Here is a 21,698-nt window from a genome sequence, read left to right on the forward strand (position 1 = left end):
GGGACCGCACACCCCGCGGCCGTTGATGCTCCGGGCTGCGGTGCCGGGAGGGTTGAGGGTCCCTCCCAGGCGCCGCGGCCCGCGGGTGCTTTCGGGGTCCGTGCGAGCGCCGCACCCGGACCGCCTCCCCGGCAGGGTCGTACCGGGGTGCCTGCACCGGCCGATTTCGATCGATGTCCGAACGCCCAGGTACCCTCGCACACGTGCCCTCCATGAACGAACTGGTCCACCAGCACACCGCCCTCAGCGACTCCGACCTGGAGTGGCTGCATCTGCTGGTGTCGGAGTGGCAGCTGCTGTCCGACCTCTCCTTCGCCGACCTGGTCCTGTGGGTGCCCACTCTCGACGGCACCCGGTATGTGTCGGTGGCCCAGATGCGCCCCAACACCGGCCCCACGTCCTACCAGGACGACATGGTCGGCCACCTCGTCCCCCGCGGCCGCCGCCCCATGCTGGACGCGGCCCTGGACGAGGGCCGGATCGTGCGCGAGGGCGACCCGGAGTGGCGCGAGGAGGTTCCGGTCCGGGTCGAGTCCATCCCCGTACGCTGCGGGGGCCGCGTCCTCGGCGTCATCGCGCGCAACACCAACCTGCTGACCGTGCGCACCCCGAGCCGCCTGGAGCTCACCTACCTCCAGAGCGCCTCCGACCTCGCCCAGATGATCGCGGCCGGCGCCTTCCCGTTCCCCGACCAGCAGGTCGACATGGACGCCTCGCCGCGCGTCGGCGACGGCCTGATCAGGCTCGACGCGGACGGCATCGTCCAGTACGCCTCACCGAACGCGCTGTCGGCGTACCACCGGCTCGGCCTCGCCGCCGACCTCGTCGGCCACCACCTCGGCAAGACCACCGCGGAACTCGCCCCGACCAAGGGGCCGGTGGACGAGGCACTGGTCAAGCTGGCCAGCGGATGGGCGCCGCGCGAATTCGAGATCGAGGCCAAGGACGGGGTGATCCAGTTCCGCGCGATCCCCCTCAAGCCCAAGGGCACGCGCATCGGCTCGCTGGTCCTGCTCCGGGACGTCACCGAACTGCGGCGCCGCGAGCGCGAGTTGATCACCAAGGACGCGACCATCCGGGAGATCCACCACCGGGTGAAGAACAACCTCCAGACGGTCGCCGCCCTGCTCCGCCTGCAGGCCCGCCGCATCGAGTCCGATCGTGGCAGGGAGGCCCTCGAGGAGGCCGTGCGACGGGTCGGCTCTATCGCCATCGTCCATGAGACGCTGTCCCAGAACCTGGACGAGCGCGTGGAGTTCGACGAGATCGCCGACCGGGTGCTCGCCATGGTCGCGGAGATCTCGCCCGGCATGGTCACCGGCCGGCGCAGCGGCCGCTTCGGCATCCTCGACGCGGAGGTCGCCACCCCGCTGTCCATGGTGCTCACCGAGGTCCTGCAGAACGCGCTGGAGCACGGCTTCCGTCAGGGCGACACCGGCACGGTCGAGGTCTCGGCCGTCCGCGGCGGTACGCCGAAGGAGGCGCGCCTCCTGGTCACCGTCCAGGACGACGGGGTCGGCCTGCCCGAGGGCTTCGATCCCCAGACTGGGGGCAACCTCGGGCTGCAGATCGTACGGACGCTCGTGGAGGGCGAGTTGGGCGGGACCTTCGACATGGTCCCGGCCCCGGGGCGCGGCACGCGGGTGATCCTGGACATCCCGGTTCGTGCGCAGAAGTGAGCCCGGGCGGCGGCCGAGCGGTTACGGACACCGCCGTCCCCCCGCCCCTGAGGGCATCGTCCCCACAGCAATGAGCCCCGGACCACCAAGGGGTCCGGGGCTAAAGCTCGTTGTGCCAGCTGCTGCTAGCGACTGCGCGCTGCGGCTCGGGGGCGGGAGAAGCGTACTCGCTGTACGCGCCGCCAAGCTCAGGCTCGTCGGGGCGGGTGTGTCAGGCGGAGGCCTGACGGGCCCGGTTGCGGGCGGCGCGGCGCTTCATGGCGCGGCGCTCGTCCTCGCTGAGACCACCCCAGACGCCGGAGTCCTGGCCGGACTCGAGCGCCCACTGCAGGCACTGCTCGATAACCGGGCAGCGACGGCAGACGGCCTTGGCTTCCTCGATCTGCAGCAGCGCAGGACCAGTGTTGCCGATGGGGAAGAAGAGCTCGGGGTCTTCCTCGCGGCAAACGGCGTTGTGACGCCAGTCCATGGCTGCTACCTCTCCGTGGTATTACGTGCAGATTGCTTGTGAATGTGAACGCTTTCACGAATCCCTCAACAAGTGAAGGGCCGATCGTCAGACTCACTGACGTGGTCCTGTGGTTTGAGGAGGGGTTCGAGCACTCTCGATGGGAGCCGGTGTTGCGGGCTGTCCCGAGCGCCACGTAGAGACTCGCAAACCTCAGCGGCGGATACAACCCCTTCCGGAAAGTTTTTTTTGATTCCTTGGTGTCGACTAGGTCACAGCCGTACTTCCAAGGGGTGGATCCTGGCCTAAACGTTCGAGTGAAAGGACTTTAGCCCCTTCTGCTCACACAATCACACGCAGTGCACGGCGTACGCCTGTGAACGTCACGCTCGTACGCACCCCGAGGTGGTCACCGTCCATCTGAAGGGGGAGGGGCGCCTTGGAATGCAAGGTGAAGCCGCTCAGGTCGTGCAGCGCGACGACGTGCCTGCCCCGGGGTCCCCGCTCGGGGGACGAAGTGAGCAACTGGGTCGCATACCGGGCAACCGAGGCAGTCGAGAGGCGGCTGAGGGCCAGCACGTCGAGGCCGGTATCGAACGAGGCCTTAGGTGAGGCGTACACAGGACGATTGCCGAGAAACGTCCAGGGCGCGGTGTTGCAGATTATGGACATGACCAGATCCGTGACCGGCTCCTCACCCGCCCGTTGCAGGGTGATCGTGCCGTGCCTGCGATGCGGTTCGTCCAGGAACTGGCGGACCATCTGGCGCAGATAGAGCGCATGCGTGGACCGCTTGCCCTGCTCCCGCTGCTGCTCCACTCGGCCCACCACTCCCGCGTCGAAGCCGAAGCCTGCGTTGAAGGTGAACCAGCGGGAGGGCACCGCCTCGTCCTCGGTGCCCGGGGTGCCCGCGGCGAGACCGAGGCCGACCACCCGCTCACGGCGCTCGCGCAGGCCGTCGAGGATGGCGCCGGTGGCCTCCACGACGTCGTTGGGCAGGCCGAGGGCGCGGGCGAAGACGTTGGTCGAGCCACCAGGCACCACGGCGAGCAGGGGGAGGCGGGCGGGGTCGGGGCCGTGGTGCAGCAGGCCGTTGACGACCTCGTTGACCGTTCCGTCGCCGCCGAGCGCCACGACCAGGTCTATGTCCTCGCTCTCCGCGGCCTGCCGGCCGAGGTCCCGGGCATGGCCCCGGTACTCGGTGGTCACCGCCTCGAGCTTCATCTCGCTCGCCAGGGCGTGGATGAGGACATCACGGGTACGTGCGCTTGTGGTGGTTGCCGCCGGATTGACCACGAGAAGTGCACGCATGGTGTGCAGCGTACCTACTGGGCGGTACTCGGCCCTAGCCGGGTAGGGATCGGGTAAGAGGGCGGGAGTGGTCTTGGGCACAGAGGGGCCGAAGGCGTCGGCCGCGGCGGCCGGGGCGAGGGCTACCCTTCAGGGGTGAGCGCTGAGCAGAACCCCACTCCTGAGACCCGCGAAGTCGGGCCCCGCCCCACGCGGCTGACCGCCGCGGCGGCCCTGGCCGGCCTGGAGGGGCTGGCCCTGGTCGCGGGCGGCGTCTGGACGCTCGTCCTCGGCCTCACGGGCTCGCCGGACGACCGTCAGCAGGCCGTCACTCTCGGCATCACCCTGATCGTGCTCGCGCTGCTCCCCCTGCTGGCCGCGCGGGGTCTGCTGCTGCGGCGCGGCTGGAGCCGGGGCCCCGCCGTCATCACCCAGATCATGGCGCTGCCGGTGGCGTACAACCTGCTCCGCGCCGACAGCGTCGCGATCCCGGTCGGCATCGTGCTCGCGATCGTCGCGGTGACGGCCCTGGTGCTCCTCGTGAACCCGGCGACGACGCAGGCCCTCGGAATCCGAGGGCCCGGCCGCGCGGAAGAGCCGAAGCGGTAGATGGCGTCCGGCTCCGCGGAGGAGCCGAAGCGGTGGCCAGGCGTCCAAGAGCCGGCCGGCGTCCAGCCCCGCGAAGCAGCCGGAGAGTAGCCGACGTCCAGCCGTGTCGTGCTCGGCGTCGCGACGCCGAGCACGAGACAGCGCCTGATTTCCCTGCCCGACGACACCAGCGACAGGAGCGACCCGCCGACACCGCCGACACCGGCGACATCGCGGCCGTCGCCGCCCTTCCGGGCGCCGAGCCGACGCGAGGGTGGGGCACCGGCCGTCGGCGGGGCGCCGCCGACCGGCAGCCCCGCGTGCCGCCGTCCTACTCCTCCACCAGCAGCTTGTCCCGCAGCTGGGCCAGCGTCCGCGCCAGCAGACGCGAGACGTGCATCTGCGAGATGCCGACCTCCTGCGCGATCTGCGACTGGGTCATGTTGCCGAAGAAGCGCAGCAGCAGGATCCGCTTCTCCCGCGGAGGAAGGTCCTCCAGCAGCGGCTTGAGCGACTCGCGGTACTCGACGCCCTCCAGCGCCTCGTCCTCCGCGCCGAGCGTGTCCGCGACCGCCGGGGACTCGTCGTCCGTGTCGGGGACGTCCAGGGACAGCGTCGAGTACGCGTTGGCGGACTCCAGGCCCTCCAGGACCTCCTCCTCCGAGATGGCCAGCTTCTCGGCCAGTTCATGGACCGTCGGAGAGCGGCCGTGCTGCTGGGACAGCTCGGCCGTGGCCGTGGTCAGGGCCAGGCGCAGCTCCTGCAGGCGCCGCGGCACCCGCACAGCCCAGCCCTTGTCGCGGAAGTGCCGCTTGATCTCGCCGACGACCGTCGGGGTCGCGTAGGTCGAGAACTCGACGCCCCGCTCCGGGTCGAAGCGGTCGACCGACTTGATCAGCCCGATGGTGGCGACCTGGGTCAGATCGTCCAGCGGCTCGCCGCGGTTGCGGAAGCGGCGCGCGAGGTGCTCGACGAGCGGCAGGTGCATACGGACCAGCTTGTTGCGCAGCTCGGCGTACTCCGGGCTGCCTTCCTTCAGCTTGCGCAGTTCGACGAACATCGCCCGCGCGCCGCTGCGGTCCTGTGGGTCGTGCTGTGCGCCGACCGGCACACCCTGCTCAGCGTTTCGCTCGTGCTCGCTCATCGTCCCGCCCGTCGTCCGCCGCCCTCCGGAGGACGTGCCCGTGGCTCCGCCTGCATCCCGTCGTGCGCCGCCCCGGACGGAGAGCGCCTCGTCCGCTCCGGCCGGACCCGTCTGCACGGGTGCCATGACCGCCGACGCCTGGCCCTCCGGGTGCGGACGGGCCTGCTCGGGGATGCCGTCCACGCCTTCCGCCATGCGCGGCGGCCCACCCGGGCCACCCGCGCTCCCGGCGGAGAACTTCCGTGTGCCGCGCTCTTCGTCCCGCACCGGCCCGTCCCCGTTCGTCACGCCGGCCCGGGTCCCGCGCCGCGCTGTTTGTAGAGGCTGATGGACACGGTCTTGTCGTCGGAGACCGCGGAGGAGACCTTGCCGGCCAGGGCCGACAGGACCGTCCAGGCGAAAGTGTCCCGCGAGGGGGCATGGCCGTCCGTGGTCGGGGCCGCGACCGTGACCTCCAGCGAGTCGTCGATGAGCCGGAAGACACAGCTGAGCACCGAGCCGGGCACGGCCTGCTGCAGCAGGATCGCGCAGGCCTCGTCGACCGCGATGCGCAGGTCCTCGATCTCGTCGAGGGTGAAGTCCAAACGGGCCGCGAGACCGGCCGTGGCCGTGCGCAGCACCGACAGGTAGGCACCCGCAGCCGGCAGCCGGACTTCCACGAAGTCCTGGGTCGCGGGCTCGCCTGCGATCTGGGACACCCTCACCTCCAAGGTGGTACAAGCTGTTTCGGGGGCCGAGGGTTGCCCCCGGGGTAACGCCCCTCGTGGTTCAGCGGTGACGCTATCGCGCTCTCAACGTACCTGTCCCCGGGACCCCGACCCCTTGCTGTCACTCATAGTAAACCCATGTATACGCACAGTGGCTAGGGGTCTGGTGGAACCAATCGGGAAGAGCACGCGCCGCTTTGACGTACCCGGACGTCAGACCGGCGAACCGTCCGGGTCCAGGGTCACACGCGCGCCGGCCCAGGGTCACACGAGTACATGGTCGACGAAGCACCAGCGCCACTTCTCACCCGGTTCGAAAGTGCGCATCACCGGGTGGCCGCTGGCCTCGTGGTGCGCCGTGGCGTGCCGAAGGGGCGAGGAGTCGCAGCAGCCCACGTGTCCACACTCCAGGCACAGCCGCAGTTGCACCGGGTGCGTACCGGCGGCGAGGCACTCCAGGCAGGTCTCGCTCTGGGGCTTGGGCTCGGGGTCCGGCAGCGCGTCGCCGTGCGTGCACTGTTTCATGATGGCCAGATTACGACGGGTCCGCGGGAAGCGGCGCGGAAAAAGAGGGCGGGCGGAAGACGATGAACGTGGTGCCACTGCTGTTGTTGGTCGCCGGTAGCGCGGCCGTCGCCGGGGCGGCGCGCCGGACCCCGGTGCGGCGCCGCTGCTGCTGGTCGCCGTGGGGCTCGCGGTCTCGTACCTGCCAGGGGTGCCCGAGTACACCCTCGACCCCGAGATCGTCCTGCCGCTGGTGCTGCCCCCGCTGCTGTACACGGCGGCCACCGACAGCTCTTACCTGGACCTGAGGGCGCAGATGCGGCCGGTCGCCCTGCTGTCCGTCGGGTACGTGCTCTTCGCGACGCTCGCCGTGGGCTGGGCGACGTATCTGATCGTGCCGGGCCTGCCGCTGACGGCGGCGCTGGTCCTTGGTGCGGTGGTCGCGCCGCCGGACGCGGTCGCGGCGACGGCGGTCGCCCGCCGGGTGGGCCTGCCCTCGCGGATCACCACGATCCTGCAGGGGGAGTCGCTGGTGAACGACGCGACCGCGATCACCGCGTACAAGGTGGCGCTGGCCGCGGCGGTCGGCGAAGGCGCGACCTGGTCGGGCGGCGTGCGGGAGTTCCTGCTCGCGGCGGTCGGCGGTGTGGTGATCGGTCTGCTGCTGATGATGCCGATCCACTGGCTGCGCACCCACCTGAAGGAGGCGCTGCTGCAGAACACGCTCTCCTTGTTGATCCCGTTCGTCGCCTACGGCGTCGCGGAATGGGTGCACGCCTCCGGTGTCCTCGCCGTGGTCGTCGTCGCCCTCTACCTCGGCTACCACAACTATCAGGTCGACTTCGCGACCCGGCTCCAGGAGGAGGCGGTCTGGAAGATGGTCGCGTTCGTGCTGGAGTCGGCGGTGTTCGCGCTCATCGGACTGCAGCTGCCGGTCGTCCTCAGGGGGCTCGGTCCTTACGAGGGCACGCGCGCGGCCTGGTACGCGGTGGCCGTGTTCCTGGTGGTCGTCGTGTCCCGGTTCGTCTGGGTGTACCCGGCGACCTTCCTGCCGCGTGCGCTCTTCGGGCGCATCCGGGAGCGCGAGGACAACCCGACGTGGAAGGGGCCGTTGATCATCGGCTGGGCGGGGATGAGGGGGGTCGTGTCACTCGCGATCGCCTTTTCGATCCCGCGCACCGTGCACGGCGGCGGCCCGTTCCCCGACCGCAACCTGGTCCTCTTCCTGACCTTCACGACGGTGATCGGCACTCTGGTGGTGCAGGGACTGAGCCTGCCACCGATCATCCGGCTGCTGCGCCTGCCGGGGCGTGACCCCCAGGCGGAGACGCTCGCGGAGGCGAACGCGCAGGCACAGGCGTCCCGGGCCGCCGAGCAGCGCCTCGAGGAACTCCTGGAGGACGAGCGCAACGCACTGCCGCCGCCACTGGCCGACCGGCTCCGCACCGTCCTGGAGCGCCGCCGCAACGCTGTCTGGGAGCGGCTCGGCTCGGTGAACCCGGTGACGGGCGAAACGGTCGACGACACCTACCGGCGGCTGTCCCGCGAGATGATCGGCGCCGAGCGGGAGGTCTTCGTCAAGCTCCGCAACCACCGCTACATCGACGACGAGATGCTCCGCACCCTGCTGCGCCGCCTGGACCTGGAGGAGGCGGCGGCGTACCGGGAGACGACGTGAGCCCCGGGCCGGGTCAGGGCTCCCTTAGGGGAAGGGGCGACCCGTGATCACGGCCGCCACCGTCGTCCCCCTCGGGAACGCCCCCTCCCGGGTCAGCGTGACCAGCCCGTACAGCAGCTTGGCGACATAAAGACGTTCCACCGGCAGGCCGTGGCGGGAGGCGAAGTCCGTCGCGAAGGCTTCGAGTTCGGGTGTGGTGCGGGCGTACCCGCCGAAGTGGAAGCGGTCGTCGAGGGACCAGGTGCCGCGGCGGGCGCCGAAGGCGCGGGTCTGCAGGGCGGTCACCTCGGCGGTCAGGAAGCCCCCCTTCAGGACGGGGATGCCCAGGGCCCGCTGGCCGGGGGCCAGGCCGGCCGCGAGGCCCGCCAGCGTGCCGCCGGTGCCGCAGGCCACGGCGACCACGTCCGCGCGGCCGCGCAGCTCCTCACCGAGCGCGCGGCAGCCGCGCACGGCGAGGGAGTTGCTCCCGCCCTCCGGAACCACGTACGCCTCCTCGGCGTCCGCCGCCCGCAGGATGCCGGTCAGCGTCTCCCGCTCCGCCTTGTGGCGATACATCGACCTGTCGATGAAGTGCAGTCGCATGCCGTCGGCGCTGCACCGGGCCAGGGAGGGGTTGAGCGGGCGGTCGGCAAGCTCCTCGCCGCGGACCACTCCGATCGTCTCCAGCCCCAGCAGTCGGCCCGCCGCGGCCGTGGCCCGCAGATGGTTGGAGTACGCGCCCCCGAAGGTGAGCAGGGGGCGGGCTGCCGCGGCCCGCAGGTTGGGGGCGAGCTTGCGCCACTTGTTGCCGACCAGGTCCGGGTGGATCAGGTCGTCGCGCTTGAGCAGCAGCCGCACGCCGTACCGCGTGAACCGGTCGTCCACGACCTCCTGCAGCGGCGACGGCAGGCGCGGGCGCAGCGCGGTCGCCGGGTCGGGCGTTTCGCGCTCGTTTCGCGCGTCATTGCTGGTCACTGAGCCATTGTCGAACACCGGCCACCGGTCGGGGGTGCTGGGAAACCCGCGCTCAAGTGCCCAGCGCAGAAGTGATCCATTCCCGCTCTTTCGTGTAATGGTGCGACCACGTTGCGTGATGGAAGGCTTGCCCTCGCAGATCGGATGCATGACCGGGAGGGGCATTACCAATGTCGGTAGGCGAAGAGGTCCGCGCCGAGGAGAACAGGCCGCAGCAGAGCCTCGGCACCGCGGCGGCGCGGAACCTGGCCACCACCACCAAGTCCGCACCCCAGATGCAGGAGATCAGCTCACGGTGGCTGCTGCGCACGCTGCCGTGGGTGAACGTGCAGGGTGGCACGTACCGGGTCAACCGCCGCCTGACCTACGCGGTGGGCGACGGCCGTGTGACCTTCGTGAAGACCGGTGACCAGGTCGCGGTCATTCCCGCGGAGCTGGGCGAGCTGCCCGCCCTGCGGGCGTACGACGACCTGGACGTGCTCGGCGAACTCGCCCAGCGCTGCCAGCAGCGCAGGTTCGCACCGGGGGACGTGCTCGCCGAGTTCGGCAGTCAGGCCGACGAGGTTTTCCTGCTCGCGCACGGCAAGGTGGAGAAGATCGGCACGGGTCCCTACGGGGACGACGCGGTGCTCGGCGTCCTCGCCGACGGCGCCTACTTCGGCGACCAGGCGCTGCTCGACCCGGACGCCATCTGGGAGTACACGGCCCGCGCGGTCACCACCTGCACGGTGCTCGCCCTGCCCCGCCGGGACGTCGACCAGATCGCGGAGCGGGCCCAGTCGCTGCGCGACCACCTCCACCGGCAGCGCTCGATCCCCGCCCAGAGCACCAACAAGTACGGCGAGAAGGCGATCGACCTCGCCGCCGGCCACACCGGTGAGCCGGAGATCCCGCACACCTTCGTCGACTACGAGGCATCGCCCCGCGAGTACGAGCTGAGCATCGCCCAGACAGTCCTGCGCATCCACACGCGCGTGGCCGACCTCTACAACCAGCCGATGAACCAGACCGAGCACCAGCTCCGGCTGACGGTCGAGGCACTCAAGGAGCGCCAGGAGCACGAGCTCATCAACAACCCCGACTTCGGGCTCCTCAGCAACTGCGAGTACGACCAGCGGCTGCAGCCGCACGACGGCGTGCCGAGCCCCGACGACATGGACGAGCTGCTCAGCAGGCGGCGCGGCACCAAGCTGTTCCTCGCCCATCCACGTGCGATCTCCGCGTTCGGCCGCGAACTCAACAAGCGCGGACTCGTCCCGGAGACCATCGACATCGGGGGCAACCGCATCCCCACCTGGCGCGGGGTGCCGATCTACCCGTGCAACAAGATCCCGGTCACCGAGGCCCGCACGACCTCGATCATCGCCATGCGTACCGGGGAGGAGGACCAGGGCGTCATCGGACTCCGTCAGTCCGGTATCCCCGACGAGATCGAACCGAGCCTGTCGGTGCGGTTCATGGGCATCAACGAGCAGGCGATCATCAGCTATCTCGTGACGGCGTACTACTCGGCCGCCGTCCTGGTCCCGGACGCGCTGGGGGTCCTGGAGAACGTCGAGATCGGCCGCTGGAGGTGATGCTCTTCCTCGGCTCGCCCGCCTGTGGGGGAGCGTTCAAGCGCGGCCCAGAAACGGCACTCGGTGTTCCACCCGTCACCGTGGGTAGATCCTCCGGGTATGTGCCCAGCGGCAGCGGAAGCGTCACCCTCCGCAGACTTACGAGGCGGTTCCATGAGTGAGTTCATGACGGAGCCGAAGCGGGGCCCGGCCCTCGCGCGGCGCGGCCCGGCCGGTATCCCGAGGCGGCGTGACCCGCTCCCTGGCCGGCCGGCACCACCCGACGGACACGAGGCCGCGGCGATCCTGGAGCGTGCCCGCGCCACGGTCGACCCCGAGCTGCGCCGGGCCGTCGACTCGCTGCCCGGCTCGATGCGCCGGATCGCGCGCTACCACTTCGGCTGGGAGCACGCGGACGGCACCCCGGCGACCGGCAATGCGGGCAAGGCGATACGGCCCGCGCTCGTGCTGACCGCCGTCCGGGCACTGGGCGGGCAGGAGTCGGCCGCCGTAGGGGCCGCCGCCGCGGTGGAACTCGTCCACAACTTCACGCTGCTGCACGACGATGTGATGGACCGGGACACCACCCGCAGGCACCGCCCCACCGCGTGGACCGTGTTCGGTGACGCCGACGCGATCCTCGCGGGAGACGCCCTGCAGGCGCTGGCCCTGCGGCTGCTCGCCGAGGACCCGCACCCGGCGTCGGGCGCGGCCGCCGCCCGGCTCGCGGACTGCGTCGTCGAGCTGTGCGCCGGGCAGCACGCGGACACGGCCATGGAGCGGTGCGGCCCCCACGAGGTCACCCTCGCGGAGGTGCTCGCCATGGCGGAGGCGAAGACGGGCGCCCTGCTCGGCTGTGCCTGTGCGCTCGGCGCGCTGTACGCGGGAGCGGACACGGCGGACGTGGAGGCGCTGGACGCGTTCGGCCGTGAGGCGGGGCTCGCCTTCCAGCTCATCGACGACGTGATCGGCATCTGGGGCGACCCCAGCCGCACCGGCAAGCCGGCCGGCGCGGACCTCATGGCCCGCAAGAAGTCGCTGCCCGTGGTCGCCGCGCTCGCCTCCGGTACACCGGCGGCGACCGACCTCGCGGAGCTGTACGAGGGGCCGTACAGGGAAGGGGAGTTGGAACGCACCGTGCTCGCCGTCGAGCGGGCGGGCGGTCGTGACTGGGCGCAGTCGCAGGCGGCCGACCGGATGGGCCGGGCGATGCAGGAGCTGTCCCGCGCGGTTCCGGACCCGGACGCGGCGGGTGATCTGCTGGCGCTGGCCGAGTTCGTCACCCGGCGCAGCACCTGACAGGCACCACCGCTGGACCCCGGAGACCCGGGCCCGCGCGGCTCCTGACCCTGCGCGGTCCCGGAGGCTCCGGCCCGGGGCGGCCTCCGCACCTCCCCACGATGTGCGGGGGCCCGCCCCTACCCACCCGCGTCGCCCCGGCCGATCGAGTTCCGGTTAGGCTGCAACCGCCGTACGGACAGGGCGAGTTGACGTGAAGGGGTGGGCTGATGGGCGTGGCCATTCGGGCGGCTGACCGAGGCGACCGGGAGCTGGTCGTCCGTCTGCTGGACGATGCGTTCCAGAACGACCCGGTCAGCAGCTGGGTCTTCCCCGGCGAGGAGTACCGTCGCAGGACGCACCACCGGCTGATGGCCGCGTTCACCGACGTCGTGCTCGCCGAGGGACGCATCGACGTGACCGAGGACGGCACGGCGTGCGCGCTGTGGCTGTCCATACCCGCGGGTGACCACTCGGCGGACGGGGGCAAGGCCGGGGCGGAGACCGAGGGGGACGACGGGGCAAGGTTGCGCGAGGCCGTCGACCCGGAGAACGAGCGCGTGGAGCGGATTGCCCGGCTGATGGCCGAGGCGCACCCCGCGGACCGCGCCCACGAATACCTGTGGATGATCGGCGTGGCCCCCGGACACCAGGGCCAGGGCCTGGGCACCGCGCTCATCCAGCACGTCCTCGACCGTTGCGACAGCGAGGGCCGGCCCGCCTATCTGGAGGCGAGCAGCGCCCGCAGCACCCGGCTTTACGAACGCCTCGGCTTCGCCCTCACCGGACGTACCCTGGACCTCCCGGACGGCCTGCGGATGTGGCCGATGTGGCGCGAGCCGCGCTGAAAGACCGCTGAATCCGGCGACGCGGTCGACGGCGGGCGCACGCCCCCGGACCCGGCCTAGGCTGGAGGCATGGGCAGTCAGGACCCCGTCTGCCCGTCCTGCGGGCAGCCCGTCGCCGCCGTCGTACGGCGCCACAAGACGCTGGGCGCCGTCGTGCCCGTATGGCGCCCCGGCCCCTGCCGGAACCCGCAGTGCCCGGCGTATGCGTCCCGGGAACCCGAGGAGACGCAGCCGAAACGGCACGGCGAACGTAACCGGAGAGACCGTTAGCCCGGCAGGCCGCCCGTCCAGGGGTCGCGGCCCGTCAGGCAGTAGGTGCCGCCCGCCGGGTCGCTCATCACGGTCCAGTGGGTGCCGTCGGCGACGTGTGTGGCGCCGAGCCGCTCGTGCCAGGAACGGGTCGCCTGGATGTCGGCGCACGCGAGGTCCAGGTGGGCCGCGGCGGGGCGGTCGGCGCCGAGGCGTTGCAGCAGGATACGAACGGGGAGGCCGGCGGGTGGCCTGACCACGTGGAACTCCGGGAGCGAGCCGGGGGAGGACTCCCAGTCGGTGAGCCCGCTCCAGAAGGCGACCTCCGCGTCGAACACGGCCGGGGCGAGGTCGAGGCACACCTGGTCGAGGCGCGTCGCCGCGCCGCCGGGGCCCTCGACGGCCTGCGGTCGCGCCGACTCGCCGTGCCAGGGCACCGCGCAGAACAGCACGCCGCCGGGGGAGCGGAGGACCGCCCAGCCGGGATGGTCGGAGACGAGGTCCGCGCCCAGCCGTCGCGCCGCCGCGACGAGCGCGGGCACGTTCTCGACGGCGAGATCGAGATGGGCGCCGCCGCCCGCTCGTACCGCCTGGGCCTTCACACAGGCGTCGCCCGCCTCGGGCACCAGCGTGACGAACTCACCGTCGTCGCCCCGCGGTTCGGACGACTTGGTGCCGGTGACGGCGGTCCAGAAGTCGCAGGCCCGGCCGAACTGCTCGGCGGGCCGGTCGACGAAGACGTACGTCCAGCGGATCGGTTCGCTCATGAGGGGCACGCGGTCTCCCTGGCAGACGGTTCACGGGCTCGTACCGTCTCCCCGCGCCGTCCGGTCACGCAAACGCGTTTCCCGTGGGTCAGGCGCCGCGGCGCTCGTTGAAGCGCAGCAGGTTGCCCGCCGGGTCGCGGAAGGCGCAGTCCCGCACGCCGTACGGCTGGTCCATGGGCTCCTGGAGGACCTCCGCTCCGGACGCCTGGACGCGGGCGAAGAGGGCGTCGCAGTCATCGGTGGAGAAGATGACACCGCGCAGAAGACCCTTGGCGAGCAGTTCCGCCATCGCGCGGCGGTCGGCGGGGGAGGCGTCCGGGTTCGCCGCCGGAGGCTCCAGGACGATCTCCACGTCCGGCTGGAGCGGGGAGCCGACCGTCACCCAGCGCATGCCCTCGAAACCGACGTCGTTGCGCACCTCCAGGCCGAGGACGTCCCGATAGAAGGCGAGCGCCTTGTCGTGGTCGTCGACGGCGATGAAGCACTGGGAGAGTTTCACGTCCATGAGGCCAGGCTAGAGCGCTATAGCTGCTCACGCGGATCTGTCCGCGTGTCGCCCGGCCGCCCTCGGCGCGGGCGCGTCAGTCCCTTCGCCACGCACGGCGGTATCGCGGCCCCCTGCTCGTGCGACCGCGCCCGGTAGGCGCTCGGGGTCTCGCCGACCAGTTCGGTGAAGCGTGAGCTGAAGGACCCCAGCGAGGTGCAGCCCACGGCGATGCAGACCTCCGTCACGGTCAGGTCGCCGCGTCGCAGCAGCGCCTTGGCCCGCTCGATGCGGCGGGTCATGAGGTAGCTGTACGGCGTCTCCCCGTAGGCCTCGCGGAAGCTGCGCTGGAAGTGCCCCGGCGACATCAGCGCGGTGCGCGCCAGCGCCGGCATGTCCAGCGGCTCGGCGTACTCACGGTCCATCCGGTCGCGCGCCCGCCGCAGCCGGACCAGGTCCTCCACATCCACGCCGTCAGCATCGCACGGACCACTGACAGTGGACCCTGGCAGGAGCGGCCCCCGTGCCCCGGCAAAGGAAGCCACAAGATCCACGAGGCGCCTCTGACCTACTCGGGTGACGACTGGACATCGCACTCCTGCTCCCGGACGGGGACGAGCGGACTGTGTGCGGACTGAGGCGGCCCGGTCAGGGCCTGCGGCCGCCTCAACCCGGTGGGTCCTCAACCCGGTGGGTCCTCAACCCGGTGGGTCCTCAACCCGGTGGGTCCTGGCAGTCAGTCGGCCACGGGCCTCCATTTGGATCAGCGAGGATGGGTCGGCGCTGTCGGGGAGGGCCGCGCGCAGGTCCTGCTCGAAGCGGGGCACGGCGGTGGCGCGCGGGGCGCGTCGGGTGAGTTCCGCCAGGACTGGCCGGGCGGGCCCGCTGGTAGCCGGCCTACAGGCGGCGGAGGGTGGGTGCGGCTGCCTGCGGCCTGCTGCTCGAGGCCGGGTACGCCGAGCGGCGGGCGTGCCTGAACGTCCTTGTCGCTGCTCTCAGTTCGGCTCGGTGTGGGCCGTGGCTGGGAAGACGGGTCTGCCGAAGACCGCCAAGTCCGGCGCGCCGTCCCGGTCGATCGAGGCCGTCAGGGGCGCCTCTTGACGCACCTCGCCCCTCAACCACCGCCGCTGGAAGACGGACTGGAACTGCCCGCGCGTCCGCCGCCATCACGCTGCGGATCTACGCCCATCCGTGGCCGGGAGAAGAAGACCGCACCCGGGCCGTCATGGACGCCGTGCTCGGCGGCCTGCGGTCCGGGTGCGGACAGGGAGACACTGCAACCAACGTAATCGCAGGTCAGAAGGCATGATTCAAGATCAGGCCTTCTTGGTCTCCCAGAAGATCTTGTCGATCTGGGCGATGTAGTCCAGCGCCTTCTGGCCCGTCGCCGGGTCCGTCGAGCCCTTGGCGGCCGAGAGGGCCTTCAGGGTGTCGTTGACCAGCTGGTGCAGCTCCGGGTACTTCTCGAAGTGCGGGGCCTTGAAGTAGTCGCTCCACAGCACCGACACGTGGTGCTTGGCGAGCTCGGCACGCTGCTCCTTGATGGTGGTGGCGCGCGCCTGGAAGTGCGGGTCGTCGTTGGCGGCCATCTTCTCCTGGATGGCCTTCACCGACTCCGCCTCGATGCGGGCCTGGGCCGGGTCGTAGACACCACAGGGGAGGTCGCAGTGGGCGCTGACCTTGACCTTCGGGGCAAACAGGCGGGAGAGCATGAAGCTGTCCTTCCTCGTGATCGTCATCTCAGGTGGGACATTACTCCGTAGGGGACCGGTTTTGGCGAGTGCCCCCAGGGGCTTACGCCAAAAGTCCAGGGTGAGACTGGGACTGGTGGAGGAACGGACCGGGGAGGTGCCGGATGATGCCGGAGCTGTCACAGGAGACCGAGCGCACGAGGGCGTTGCTGCCGCTGGGGGTGGCGGAGGTCACGGGGCCGTCCATGGTGCCCACGCTCCAGCACGGGGACCGGCTGCTCCTGCAGTACGGGGCCCGGGTGCGGCCCGGTGACGTCATCGTGCTGCGTCACCCCTTCCAGCAGGACCTGCTGGTGGTCAAGCGGGCCGTGGAGTTGCGCGAGGGCGGCTGGTGGGTGCTCGGCGACAATCCGTACGCGGGTGGGGACAGCACCGACTACGGCACCGTCCCCGAGGAACTGGTCCTTGGGAAGGTGTGGTTCCGCTACCGCCCGCTCAGGGACGGTCAGCGCTCGGCCTTCGCGCTGCTGCGCTGGGTGCTCTCCGCCGCCCGGCCCGTGCTCTCCGACCGGTCCGCCTCCAGGCGCTTGCGGGCCCGGTAGGCGGCCACGTTCGCGCGCGTCGCGCAGCGGTCCGAGCAGTAGCGACGGGAGCGGTTCGTCGAGGTGTCGAGGTAGGCGTTGCGGCAGGGAGCCGCCTCGCACAGGCCCAGACGGTCCACGCCGTACTCGGTGAGGTGGAAGGCGAGCCCCATCGCGGCGATGGCCGCGTAGCCGGCGGTCGCGTTCGACGGGTGGTCCGCGAGGTGCATGTGCCACAGAGGGCGGCCGTCGTCGTCCCGGTGGTCGTGCCCGGAGATCTGCGGGCTCACCGGGAACTCGAGGAGAAGGGAGTTCAGCAGGTCCACGGCGAGCGTCTCGTCACCCTGGTCCGCCGCCTCGAAGACCGAGCGCAGCCGGGCCCGGACCGAGCGGAAGCGGGTCACATCGGCGTCGGTGGCACGGCGGGCCGCCGACTGGTTGCCCCCGAAGAGGTCGCGGACGGCCTCCACCGAGGTCAGCGCGTCCTTGCTCCGGGCCGGTTCCTCGCTGTTCACGAGACGTACGGCATAGTCCGAGTAATAGGCCAGTTCCACTTGTAGTCCTTACGAAGGCGCTCTATCGTCGTGGGTGCGATGCGTAACAGATGACCCTGCGTCCAGGGTATTACGCAGTTCCGTGAAGAAGGGGGCTTCCGATGGACACGACGACCGGATCCACGACGGGCACCGACTGGCAGGCCTGGCAGAAGAGCTGGGACCGCCAGCAGGAGTGGTACATGCCCGACCGCGAGGAGCGCTTCCGGATCATGCTCGACATGGTCGAGGCGTTCGTGGGCACCGAACCCCGCGTGCTCGACCTCGCGTGCGGCACCGGCAGCATCACCGCCCGGCTCATCGCCCGCTTCCCGAACGCCACCAGCACCGGCGTCGACCTCGACCCGGCCCTGCTCACGATCGCGCGCGGCACGTTCGAGGGCGACGACCGCGTCACGTTCGTCGAGGCGGACCTCAAGGACCCCGACTGGCCGGCGCGCCTGCCGTACGACGCGTACGACGCCGTCCTCACCGCCACGGCCCTCCACTGGCTGCGCGACGAGCCCCTCGAGGCCCTCTATGGTCGGATCGCGGAACTCGTCCGCTACGGCGGCGTCTTCATGAACGCCGACCACATGATCGACGACACCACGCCCCGGATCAACGCGGCCGAAAGCGCCCAGCGGCACGCCCGCATGGATCAGGCCATGCGCGACGGCGCCCTCGACTGGGCCGAGTGGTGGGCGCTGGCCGCCAAGGACCCCGTCCTCACCGCGCCGACCGCCCGCCGCTTCGAGATCTACGGCGCCCACGCCGACGGCGACATGCCCTCCGCCGCCTGGCACGCGCGCGTACTGCGCGACAAGGGCTTCGCCGAGGCCCGCCCGGTGTGGTGCTCCCCCTCGGACACGCTGCTGCTGGCCCTCAAGTAGGGCCGAATGCCTGCCTGCTGTGCCGCGCAATTCCCTTGATCGTCGTCGCCGACACCGATAGCGTGCCCCTGTCAATTCGAAAGTTTGTGTGCGCTGGTGCGTCCTCACGCGCCTGGCTGACCACCAGGGAGCGCACCTGACGAAGGGGGAAGTGTGCGCAGCAAGTTGCTCGGCGCCTTGGCGCCCGTTGTTCTCGCGGCTGCCGCGATCGTTCCGCTCACCGCCGGCACGGCATCTGCCGACCCGCCGTGTGCTGAGGACGTGTACGGCAAGAAGGTGTATTCGGGAAGCCAGGAGGGCTACCAGATCGATGTGACGCTCAACCGTTGCAACCGGCCGACCCGGGCGATGGCGAAGTGCGCGGCCCTCGGCGGATCCGGGATCAACTACGGCCCCACCGTCACCCACGGAACCAGCAGGACCGACTTCTGCGCCCGGGGTTCCGAGATGGTGGACGAGGGATGGCAGGTCTACTACGGCGGTAAGTGGAACAACCGCTGGGTGGGCTGATCCCGCAAAAAGTGGCCCCCATGTCGCGGACATGGGGGCCACTGTCGTGTGTCGCGAGCCGTCTACAGGACCTTCGACAGGAAGGACTTCGTCCGCTCGTGCTGGGGGTTCGTCAGGACCTCACGCGGGTGGCCGGCCTCGACCACCACACCGTCGTCCATGAAGACGAGCGAGTCGCCGACCTCCCGGGCGAAGCCCATCTCGTGCGTGACGACGATCATCGTCATGCCGTCCTCCGCGAGGTCCCGCATGACGTCGAGGACCTCGCCGACCAGCTCCGGGTCGAGGGCCGAGGTCGGCTCATCGAAGAGCATCAGCTTGGGCTCCATCGCCAGCGCGCGGGCGATGGCGACGCGCTGCTGCTGGCCGCCGGAGAGCTGGGCGGGGTAGTGGCCGGTACGGTCACCGAGACCCACCCGGTCCAGGAGCCGCTGCGCCCGCTCCCGGGCGGCGGCCCTGCTCTCGCGCTTGACCTGGACCGGCGCCTCCATGACGTTCTCCAGCGCCGTCATGTGCGGGAAGAGGTTGAAGCGCTGGAACACCATGCCGATGTCCCGTCGCTGCGCCGCGACCTCCTTCTCCTTCAGCTCGTAGAGCTTGTCGCCCTTCTGCCGGTAGCCGACCAGGTCCCCGTCGACGTAGAGTCGCCCGGCGCTGATCTTCTCCAGGTGGTTGATGCACCGCAGGAAGGTGGACTTGCCCGAGCCGGAGGGGCCGATGAGGCAGAACACCTCCCGTGGGTTCACCTCCAGGTCGATGCCCTTGAGGATGTGCGCCGGCCCGAAGGACTTGTGGACGCCCTCTGCCTTGACCATCGGGCCGCCGCCGCTCTTGGCGACGTCCTTGCCGAGACTGCTCATCGGGCCACCTCCGGGCGGCGGAACGAACCGAACAGACGGAGGTTCCTCTTCAGCCGCTGCAGCGGGGTCGGCGGCAGGTTGCGCGTCGAACCGCGGGCGTAACGGCGTTCGATGTAGTACTGGACGATGCTGAAGATCGTGGTCAGGATCAGGTACCAGATCGACGCCACGAAGTACATCTCCACGACCGCCAGCGAGGTGCTGGAGATGTCCTGGGACCGCTTGATGAGCTCGTTGAACTGGACCGCGTAGGCCAGCGACGAGGTCTTCAGCATGTTGATGAACTCGTTGCCCGTCGGCGGGACGATCACCCGCATCGCCTGCGGGAGGATCACGCGCCGCAGGGTCTGACCCTGGGTCATGCCCAGCGCGTGGGACGCCTCCGTCTGCCCCTCGTCCACCGACTGGATGCCCGCGCGCACGATCTCCGCCATGTACGCGGCCTCGTTCAGGCCGAGGCCCAGGAGAGCCGTCAGGAACGGCGTCATCACCTGGTTCATCTCGTCCTTGTAGAACCCCAGGTTCAGAATGGGGAACACGAGTGCGATGTTGTACCAGAGGAGCAGCTGGACCAGGACCGGGGTGCCGCGGAAGAACCAGATGTAGAACCAGGACACCGTGCTGGTGACCGGGTTCGACGACATCCGCATCACCGCGAGGACGACGCCCAGGGCGAGGCCGAGCACCATGGCGAGCACGGAGATGTACAGCGTGTGCCAGGCTCCGGAAAGGATCGTCCCGTCCGTGAGATAGTCCGGGATCACGCTGTAGTTGATCTTCGCGTTGGAGAACGCGATCCCGACCAGCACCACCACGGCGACGACCAGGACGCCGGCCACCCAGCGCCCGTAGTGGCGCACCGGTATGGCCTTGATCTGCTCCGGCGGCACCGTCGGCGCCGGAGTCTTGTCGACAGTGTCAGTCACGGTGACTGCCCTTCAGTGTTGCGTGAGGCTCAGGAGCCGCCGTTGATCTTCGCGTCGGTCACCGCGCCGTCCGTGACGTTCCACTTCTGCAGGATCTTCTGGTACTCGCCGCTCTTGATGATCGCGCTCACGGCCGCCTGGAGGGCGTCGCGCAGCTGGGCGTCCTCCTTGCTGACCGCGATGCCGTACGGACCCGCCTCGATCTGGTCGCCGACGACCTCGAAGTCCTTGCCGCCGCCCGAGGTCTTGGCGTTGTAGGCCGCGACCGGGAAGTCGTTGAGGTCCGCGACGGACGCGCCCTGCTTGAGGCGGAGCAGAGCCTCGGGGTCGGTGTCGAAGGTCTGCAGCGTGATGGGCTTCTTGCCGTCCTTCTTGCACTTCGTGTTCTGCGCCTTGGCGACGCCCTCGGACGTGGTGCCCTGCTGCAGGGCCACCACCTTGCCGCACAGGTCGTCCAGCGACTTGACGCCCTTCGGGTTGCCCTTCTGGACGAGGATCGAGGTACCGGCGGTGAAGTAGTCGACGAAGTCGACGCCGTTGCCGATCTTCTTGCCGGTGTCGGAGTCGATGCCGTTCTGGCGGTCCTTGGTGTCGTTCATCGCGGACATGATCACGTTGAACCGCTTGGCCTGCAGGCCCAGGATGAGCTGGTTGAACTTGCCGTTCTGGAAGTCGAACTTCACGCCCAGCTGCTTGCCGAGGGCGTCCGCGATGTCCGGGTCGATGCCGACGGCCTTGCCGCCCTGCATGAACTCGACCGGAGCGTACGAGATGTCGGAGCCGACCTTGATGACGCCCGCGTCACGGATGTCCTTGGGAAGCTTGCCGGCGAGCGGCGCCGAGGACGTGGACGAACCGCCGCCGCTGTTGTCGGTGCTGCCCTTGTCCGTGTGGTCGCCACAACCGGCCAGCACCAGGGTGCCCGCGACCGCGATGGCGCCGACCGCGGCTATTCGGGAGCGCGTGGCGGTCGTACGACGGGTGGAGCGTGCGGTCATGGTGGTTCCTCCGGCGGAATGGGTTGGTGCCGACGGGTCGACGAGTACACACACCTTCGGGTGTCGCGACCTCGCGTGATTGAGGCATCTTGCCAGTCGCACTGCGGCATTCAGGTGACCCGCTATGTCAAAATCGGATAACGGGTGACCCCCGAACCGCCTCGGACGGCCGATTTCGGCCGCACCTTGTGCGGGAATCCTTCCTTCCGGCCGGAAGATCTTCGGTGCATCTCACCATGCGGTCGGTCTCACGCCCGCCCGCGTGATCGTGTGAGGGCACGCGGCGGACTTGTCCACATTTTCGGCCATGAGTCATCTCACCGGCGTGTGACCTTCGCGTTATGGACTCGTCCCGAGCACCATCCGTCCGGTAAGAAGGTGCATTACACCCCTCATCCGGGGCTCAGGGCGCGTGTGCGGCGCGCCCGTCGCGTATGTGCCCTTACGCACCAGTCACGTGGGTCGTACGCGGTGCCCGCCCACCCCTCAACCAGGAGTGGTCACCCTCAAACCATGCAGATCTAAGGGGTAC

General features: G+C 70.2%; 23 protein-coding genes and 1 pseudogene. 10 read left to right on the forward strand and 14 right to left on the reverse strand.

The genetic code is table 11. From position 1 onward, the window contains the following. The first annotated feature begins 212 nt into the window (after positions 1-212). Positions 213-1,679 (forward strand): sensor histidine kinase, encoded by a 1,467-nt coding sequence (locus N8I84_RS26465; protein ID WP_263234897.1) that lies wholly within the window; start codon positions 213-215, stop codon positions 1,677-1,679. Positions 1,680-1,890: 211 nt separating this feature from the next. Here the strand turns inward: N8I84_RS26465 and N8I84_RS26470 are convergent, their stop codons facing one another. Both N8I84_RS26470 and N8I84_RS26475 read right to left on the reverse strand, forming a co-directional pair. After that, a complete protein-coding gene (locus tag N8I84_RS26470) occupies positions 1,891-2,148 on the reverse strand; it encodes a WhiB family transcriptional regulator (RefSeq protein WP_003992873.1) in 258 nt (85 codons plus the stop codon). A 321-nt stretch (positions 2,149-2,469) separates the two neighbouring features. After that, positions 2,470-3,438 carry a diacylglycerol/lipid kinase family protein gene (locus N8I84_RS26475; RefSeq protein ID WP_263231996.1) on the reverse strand — a complete coding sequence of 323 codons (969 nt, stop codon included), beginning with the start codon at positions 3,436-3,438 and terminating at the stop codon, positions 2,470-2,472. 135 nt (positions 3,439-3,573) lie between these two features. Here N8I84_RS26475 and N8I84_RS26480 point away from each other — a divergent pair, with 135 nt between their 5' ends. Beyond that, on the forward strand, positions 3,574-4,026 hold the full coding sequence (locus N8I84_RS26480) for a hypothetical protein (protein ID WP_263231997.1): 453 nt from the start codon (positions 3,574-3,576) through the stop codon (positions 4,024-4,026). 310 nt (positions 4,027-4,336) lie between these two features. On the opposite strand, the gene N8I84_RS26485 is transcribed toward N8I84_RS26480, so the two are convergent. From N8I84_RS26485 to N8I84_RS26495, 3 genes are all read right to left on the reverse strand, one after another. Then, positions 4,337-5,437 (reverse strand): RNA polymerase sigma factor SigF, encoded by a 1,101-nt coding sequence (locus N8I84_RS26485; protein ID WP_200419250.1) that lies wholly within the window; start codon positions 5,435-5,437, stop codon positions 4,337-4,339. Continuing rightward, positions 5,434-5,847 carry an ATP-binding protein gene (locus N8I84_RS26490; protein WP_103839295.1) on the reverse strand — a complete coding sequence of 138 codons (414 nt, stop codon included), beginning with the start codon at positions 5,845-5,847 and terminating at the stop codon, positions 5,434-5,436. Before N8I84_RS26490 ends, N8I84_RS26485 begins: the two co-directional genes overlap by 4 nt. A 273-nt stretch (positions 5,848-6,120) precedes the next feature. After that, positions 6,121-6,381 carry a UBP-type zinc finger domain-containing protein gene (locus N8I84_RS26495; protein ID WP_263231998.1) on the reverse strand — a complete coding sequence of 87 codons (261 nt, stop codon included), beginning with the start codon at positions 6,379-6,381 and terminating at the stop codon, positions 6,121-6,123. Between the two features lie 62 nt (positions 6,382-6,443). Between N8I84_RS26495 and N8I84_RS26500 the strand changes: the two are divergent. Then, positions 6,444-8,038 (forward strand): annotated as a pseudogene (locus N8I84_RS26500) (Na+/H+ antiporter). Positions 8,039-8,062: 24 nt separating this feature from the next. Here N8I84_RS26500 and N8I84_RS26505 read toward each other — a convergent pair. Next, a complete protein-coding gene (locus tag N8I84_RS26505; protein ID WP_263231999.1) occupies positions 8,063-8,992 on the reverse strand; it encodes a 1-aminocyclopropane-1-carboxylate deaminase/D-cysteine desulfhydrase in 930 nt (309 codons plus the stop codon). 170 nt (positions 8,993-9,162) lie between these two features. On the opposite strand from N8I84_RS26505, the gene N8I84_RS26510 reads away from it, so the two are divergent. The 4 genes from N8I84_RS26510 (at position 9,163) to N8I84_RS26525 (ending at position 12,944) form a co-directional block, all read left to right on the forward strand. Continuing rightward, the gene (locus N8I84_RS26510) at positions 9,163-10,569 is read left to right on the forward strand and encodes a family 2B encapsulin nanocompartment shell protein (RefSeq protein ID WP_263232000.1); all 1,407 of its coding nucleotides are present in this window, start codon (positions 9,163-9,165) and stop codon (positions 10,567-10,569) included. A gap of 153 nt (positions 10,570-10,722) precedes the next feature. Then, the gene (locus N8I84_RS26515) at positions 10,723-11,847 is read left to right on the forward strand and encodes a family 2 encapsulin nanocompartment cargo protein polyprenyl transferase (protein ID WP_263232001.1); all 1,125 of its coding nucleotides are present in this window, start codon (positions 10,723-10,725) and stop codon (positions 11,845-11,847) included. 209 nt (positions 11,848-12,056) lie between these two features. Further along, entirely contained in the window at positions 12,057-12,674 is a 618-nt protein-coding gene (locus N8I84_RS26520) for a GNAT family N-acetyltransferase (RefSeq protein WP_263232002.1), read from the forward strand. 69 nt (positions 12,675-12,743) lie between these two features. Then, entirely contained in the window at positions 12,744-12,944 is a 201-nt protein-coding gene (locus N8I84_RS26525) for a hypothetical protein (RefSeq protein WP_263232003.1), read from the forward strand. On the opposite strand, the gene N8I84_RS26530 is transcribed toward N8I84_RS26525, so the two are convergent. From N8I84_RS26530 to sodN, 4 genes are all read right to left on the reverse strand, one after another. Continuing rightward, the gene (locus N8I84_RS26530) at positions 12,941-13,690 is read right to left on the reverse strand and encodes a VOC family protein (RefSeq protein WP_263232004.1); all 750 of its coding nucleotides are present in this window, start codon (positions 13,688-13,690) and stop codon (positions 12,941-12,943) included. The two genes, N8I84_RS26525 and N8I84_RS26530, sit on opposite strands and share 4 nt — an antisense overlap. An 88-nt stretch (positions 13,691-13,778) precedes the next feature. Continuing rightward, entirely contained in the window at positions 13,779-14,195 is a 417-nt protein-coding gene (locus tag N8I84_RS26535) for a VOC family protein (protein WP_263232005.1), read from the reverse strand. 17 nt (positions 14,196-14,212) lie between these two features. Next, complete coding sequence (locus tag N8I84_RS26540; RefSeq protein ID WP_263232006.1) at positions 14,213-14,644, reverse strand: helix-turn-helix transcriptional regulator; 432 nt, start codon at positions 14,642-14,644, stop codon at positions 14,213-14,215. A gap of 846 nt (positions 14,645-15,490) precedes the next feature. After that, entirely contained in the window at positions 15,491-15,886 is a 396-nt protein-coding gene (gene sodN / locus N8I84_RS26545) for a superoxide dismutase, Ni (RefSeq protein WP_103839348.1), read from the reverse strand. A 146-nt stretch (positions 15,887-16,032) separates the two neighbouring features. On the opposite strand from sodN, the gene sodX reads away from it, so the two are divergent. Further along, the gene (gene sodX, locus N8I84_RS26550; protein ID WP_263232007.1) at positions 16,033-16,467 is read left to right on the forward strand and encodes a nickel-type superoxide dismutase maturation protease; all 435 of its coding nucleotides are present in this window, start codon (positions 16,033-16,035) and stop codon (positions 16,465-16,467) included. Here sodX and N8I84_RS26555 read toward each other — a convergent pair. After that, positions 16,371-17,000 (reverse strand): CGNR zinc finger domain-containing protein, encoded by a 630-nt coding sequence (locus tag N8I84_RS26555; protein WP_263232008.1) that lies wholly within the window; start codon positions 16,998-17,000, stop codon positions 16,371-16,373. The two genes, sodX and N8I84_RS26555, sit on opposite strands and share 97 nt — an antisense overlap. A 101-nt stretch (positions 17,001-17,101) precedes the next feature. On the opposite strand from N8I84_RS26555, the gene N8I84_RS26560 reads away from it, so the two are divergent. Both N8I84_RS26560 and N8I84_RS26565 read left to right on the forward strand, forming a co-directional pair. After that, positions 17,102-17,872 carry a class I SAM-dependent methyltransferase gene (locus N8I84_RS26560; RefSeq protein ID WP_263232009.1) on the forward strand — a complete coding sequence of 257 codons (771 nt, stop codon included), beginning with the start codon at positions 17,102-17,104 and terminating at the stop codon, positions 17,870-17,872. Between the two features lie 153 nt (positions 17,873-18,025). Further along, complete coding sequence (locus N8I84_RS26565; RefSeq protein ID WP_263232010.1) at positions 18,026-18,382, forward strand: hypothetical protein; 357 nt, start codon at positions 18,026-18,028, stop codon at positions 18,380-18,382. Between the two features lie 62 nt (positions 18,383-18,444). Here N8I84_RS26565 and N8I84_RS26570 read toward each other — a convergent pair whose 3' ends face one another. Genes N8I84_RS26570 through N8I84_RS26580 form a run of 3 tightly spaced genes read right to left on the reverse strand, consistent with a single transcriptional unit; the run spans position 18,445 to position 21,166 of the window. Then, on the reverse strand, positions 18,445-19,242 hold the full coding sequence (locus tag N8I84_RS26570; protein ID WP_313884288.1) for an amino acid ABC transporter ATP-binding protein: 798 nt from the start codon (positions 19,240-19,242) through the stop codon (positions 18,445-18,447). Further along, on the reverse strand, positions 19,239-20,168 hold the full coding sequence (locus tag N8I84_RS26575; RefSeq protein WP_263232011.1) for an amino acid ABC transporter permease: 930 nt from the start codon (positions 20,166-20,168) through the stop codon (positions 19,239-19,241). The genes N8I84_RS26570 and N8I84_RS26575 overlap by 4 nt, the downstream gene beginning before the upstream one ends. Positions 20,169-20,197: 29 nt before the next feature. Continuing rightward, on the reverse strand, positions 20,198-21,166 hold the full coding sequence (locus N8I84_RS26580; RefSeq protein WP_263232012.1) for an ABC transporter substrate-binding protein: 969 nt from the start codon (positions 21,164-21,166) through the stop codon (positions 20,198-20,200). Positions 21,167-21,698: the final 532 nt, after the last annotated feature.

This window comes from Streptomyces cynarae, from assembly GCF_025642135.1.
GTDB lineage: Bacteria > Actinomycetota > Actinomycetes > Streptomycetales > Streptomycetaceae > Streptomyces > Streptomyces cynarae.

Bases quoted from the DNA above. Each gene is read 5' to 3' on its own strand.
- N8I84_RS26465 (WP_263234897.1), top strand. From the start codon at position 213: ATGAACGAACTGGTCCACCAGCACACCGCCCTCAGCGACTCCGACCTG.
- N8I84_RS26470 (WP_003992873.1), bottom strand. From the start codon at position 2,148: ATGGACTGGCGTCACAACGCCGTTTGCCGCGAGGAAGACCCCGAGCTC.
- N8I84_RS26475 (WP_263231996.1), bottom strand. From the start codon at position 3,438: ATGCGTGCACTTCTCGTGGTCAATCCGGCGGCAACCACCACAAGCGCA.
- N8I84_RS26495 (WP_263231998.1), bottom strand. From the start codon at position 6,381: ATGAAACAGTGCACGCACGGCGACGCGCTGCCGGACCCCGAGCCCAAG.
- N8I84_RS26510 (WP_263232000.1), top strand. From the start codon at position 9,163: ATGTCGGTAGGCGAAGAGGTCCGCGCCGAGGAGAACAGGCCGCAGCAG.
- N8I84_RS26515 (WP_263232001.1), top strand. From the start codon at position 10,723: ATGAGTGAGTTCATGACGGAGCCGAAGCGGGGCCCGGCCCTCGCGCGG.
- N8I84_RS26520 (WP_263232002.1), top strand. From the start codon at position 12,057: ATGGGCGTGGCCATTCGGGCGGCTGACCGAGGCGACCGGGAGCTGGTC.
- N8I84_RS26525 (WP_263232003.1), top strand. From the start codon at position 12,744: ATGGGCAGTCAGGACCCCGTCTGCCCGTCCTGCGGGCAGCCCGTCGCC.
- N8I84_RS26530 (WP_263232004.1), bottom strand. From the start codon at position 13,690: ATGAGCGAACCGATCCGCTGGACGTACGTCTTCGTCGACCGGCCCGCC.
- N8I84_RS26535 (WP_263232005.1), bottom strand. From the start codon at position 14,195: ATGGACGTGAAACTCTCCCAGTGCTTCATCGCCGTCGACGACCACGAC.
- sodN (WP_103839348.1), bottom strand. From the start codon at position 15,886: ATGCTCTCCCGCCTGTTTGCCCCGAAGGTCAAGGTCAGCGCCCACTGC.
- sodX (WP_263232007.1), top strand. From the start codon at position 16,033: ATGCCGGAGCTGTCACAGGAGACCGAGCGCACGAGGGCGTTGCTGCCG.
- N8I84_RS26560 (WP_263232009.1), top strand. From the start codon at position 17,102: ATGGACACGACGACCGGATCCACGACGGGCACCGACTGGCAGGCCTGG.
- N8I84_RS26570 (WP_313884288.1), bottom strand. From the start codon at position 19,242: ATGAGCAGTCTCGGCAAGGACGTCGCCAAGAGCGGCGGCGGCCCGATG.
- N8I84_RS26580 (WP_263232012.1), bottom strand. From the start codon at position 21,166: ATGACCGCACGCTCCACCCGTCGTACGACCGCCACGCGCTCCCGAATA.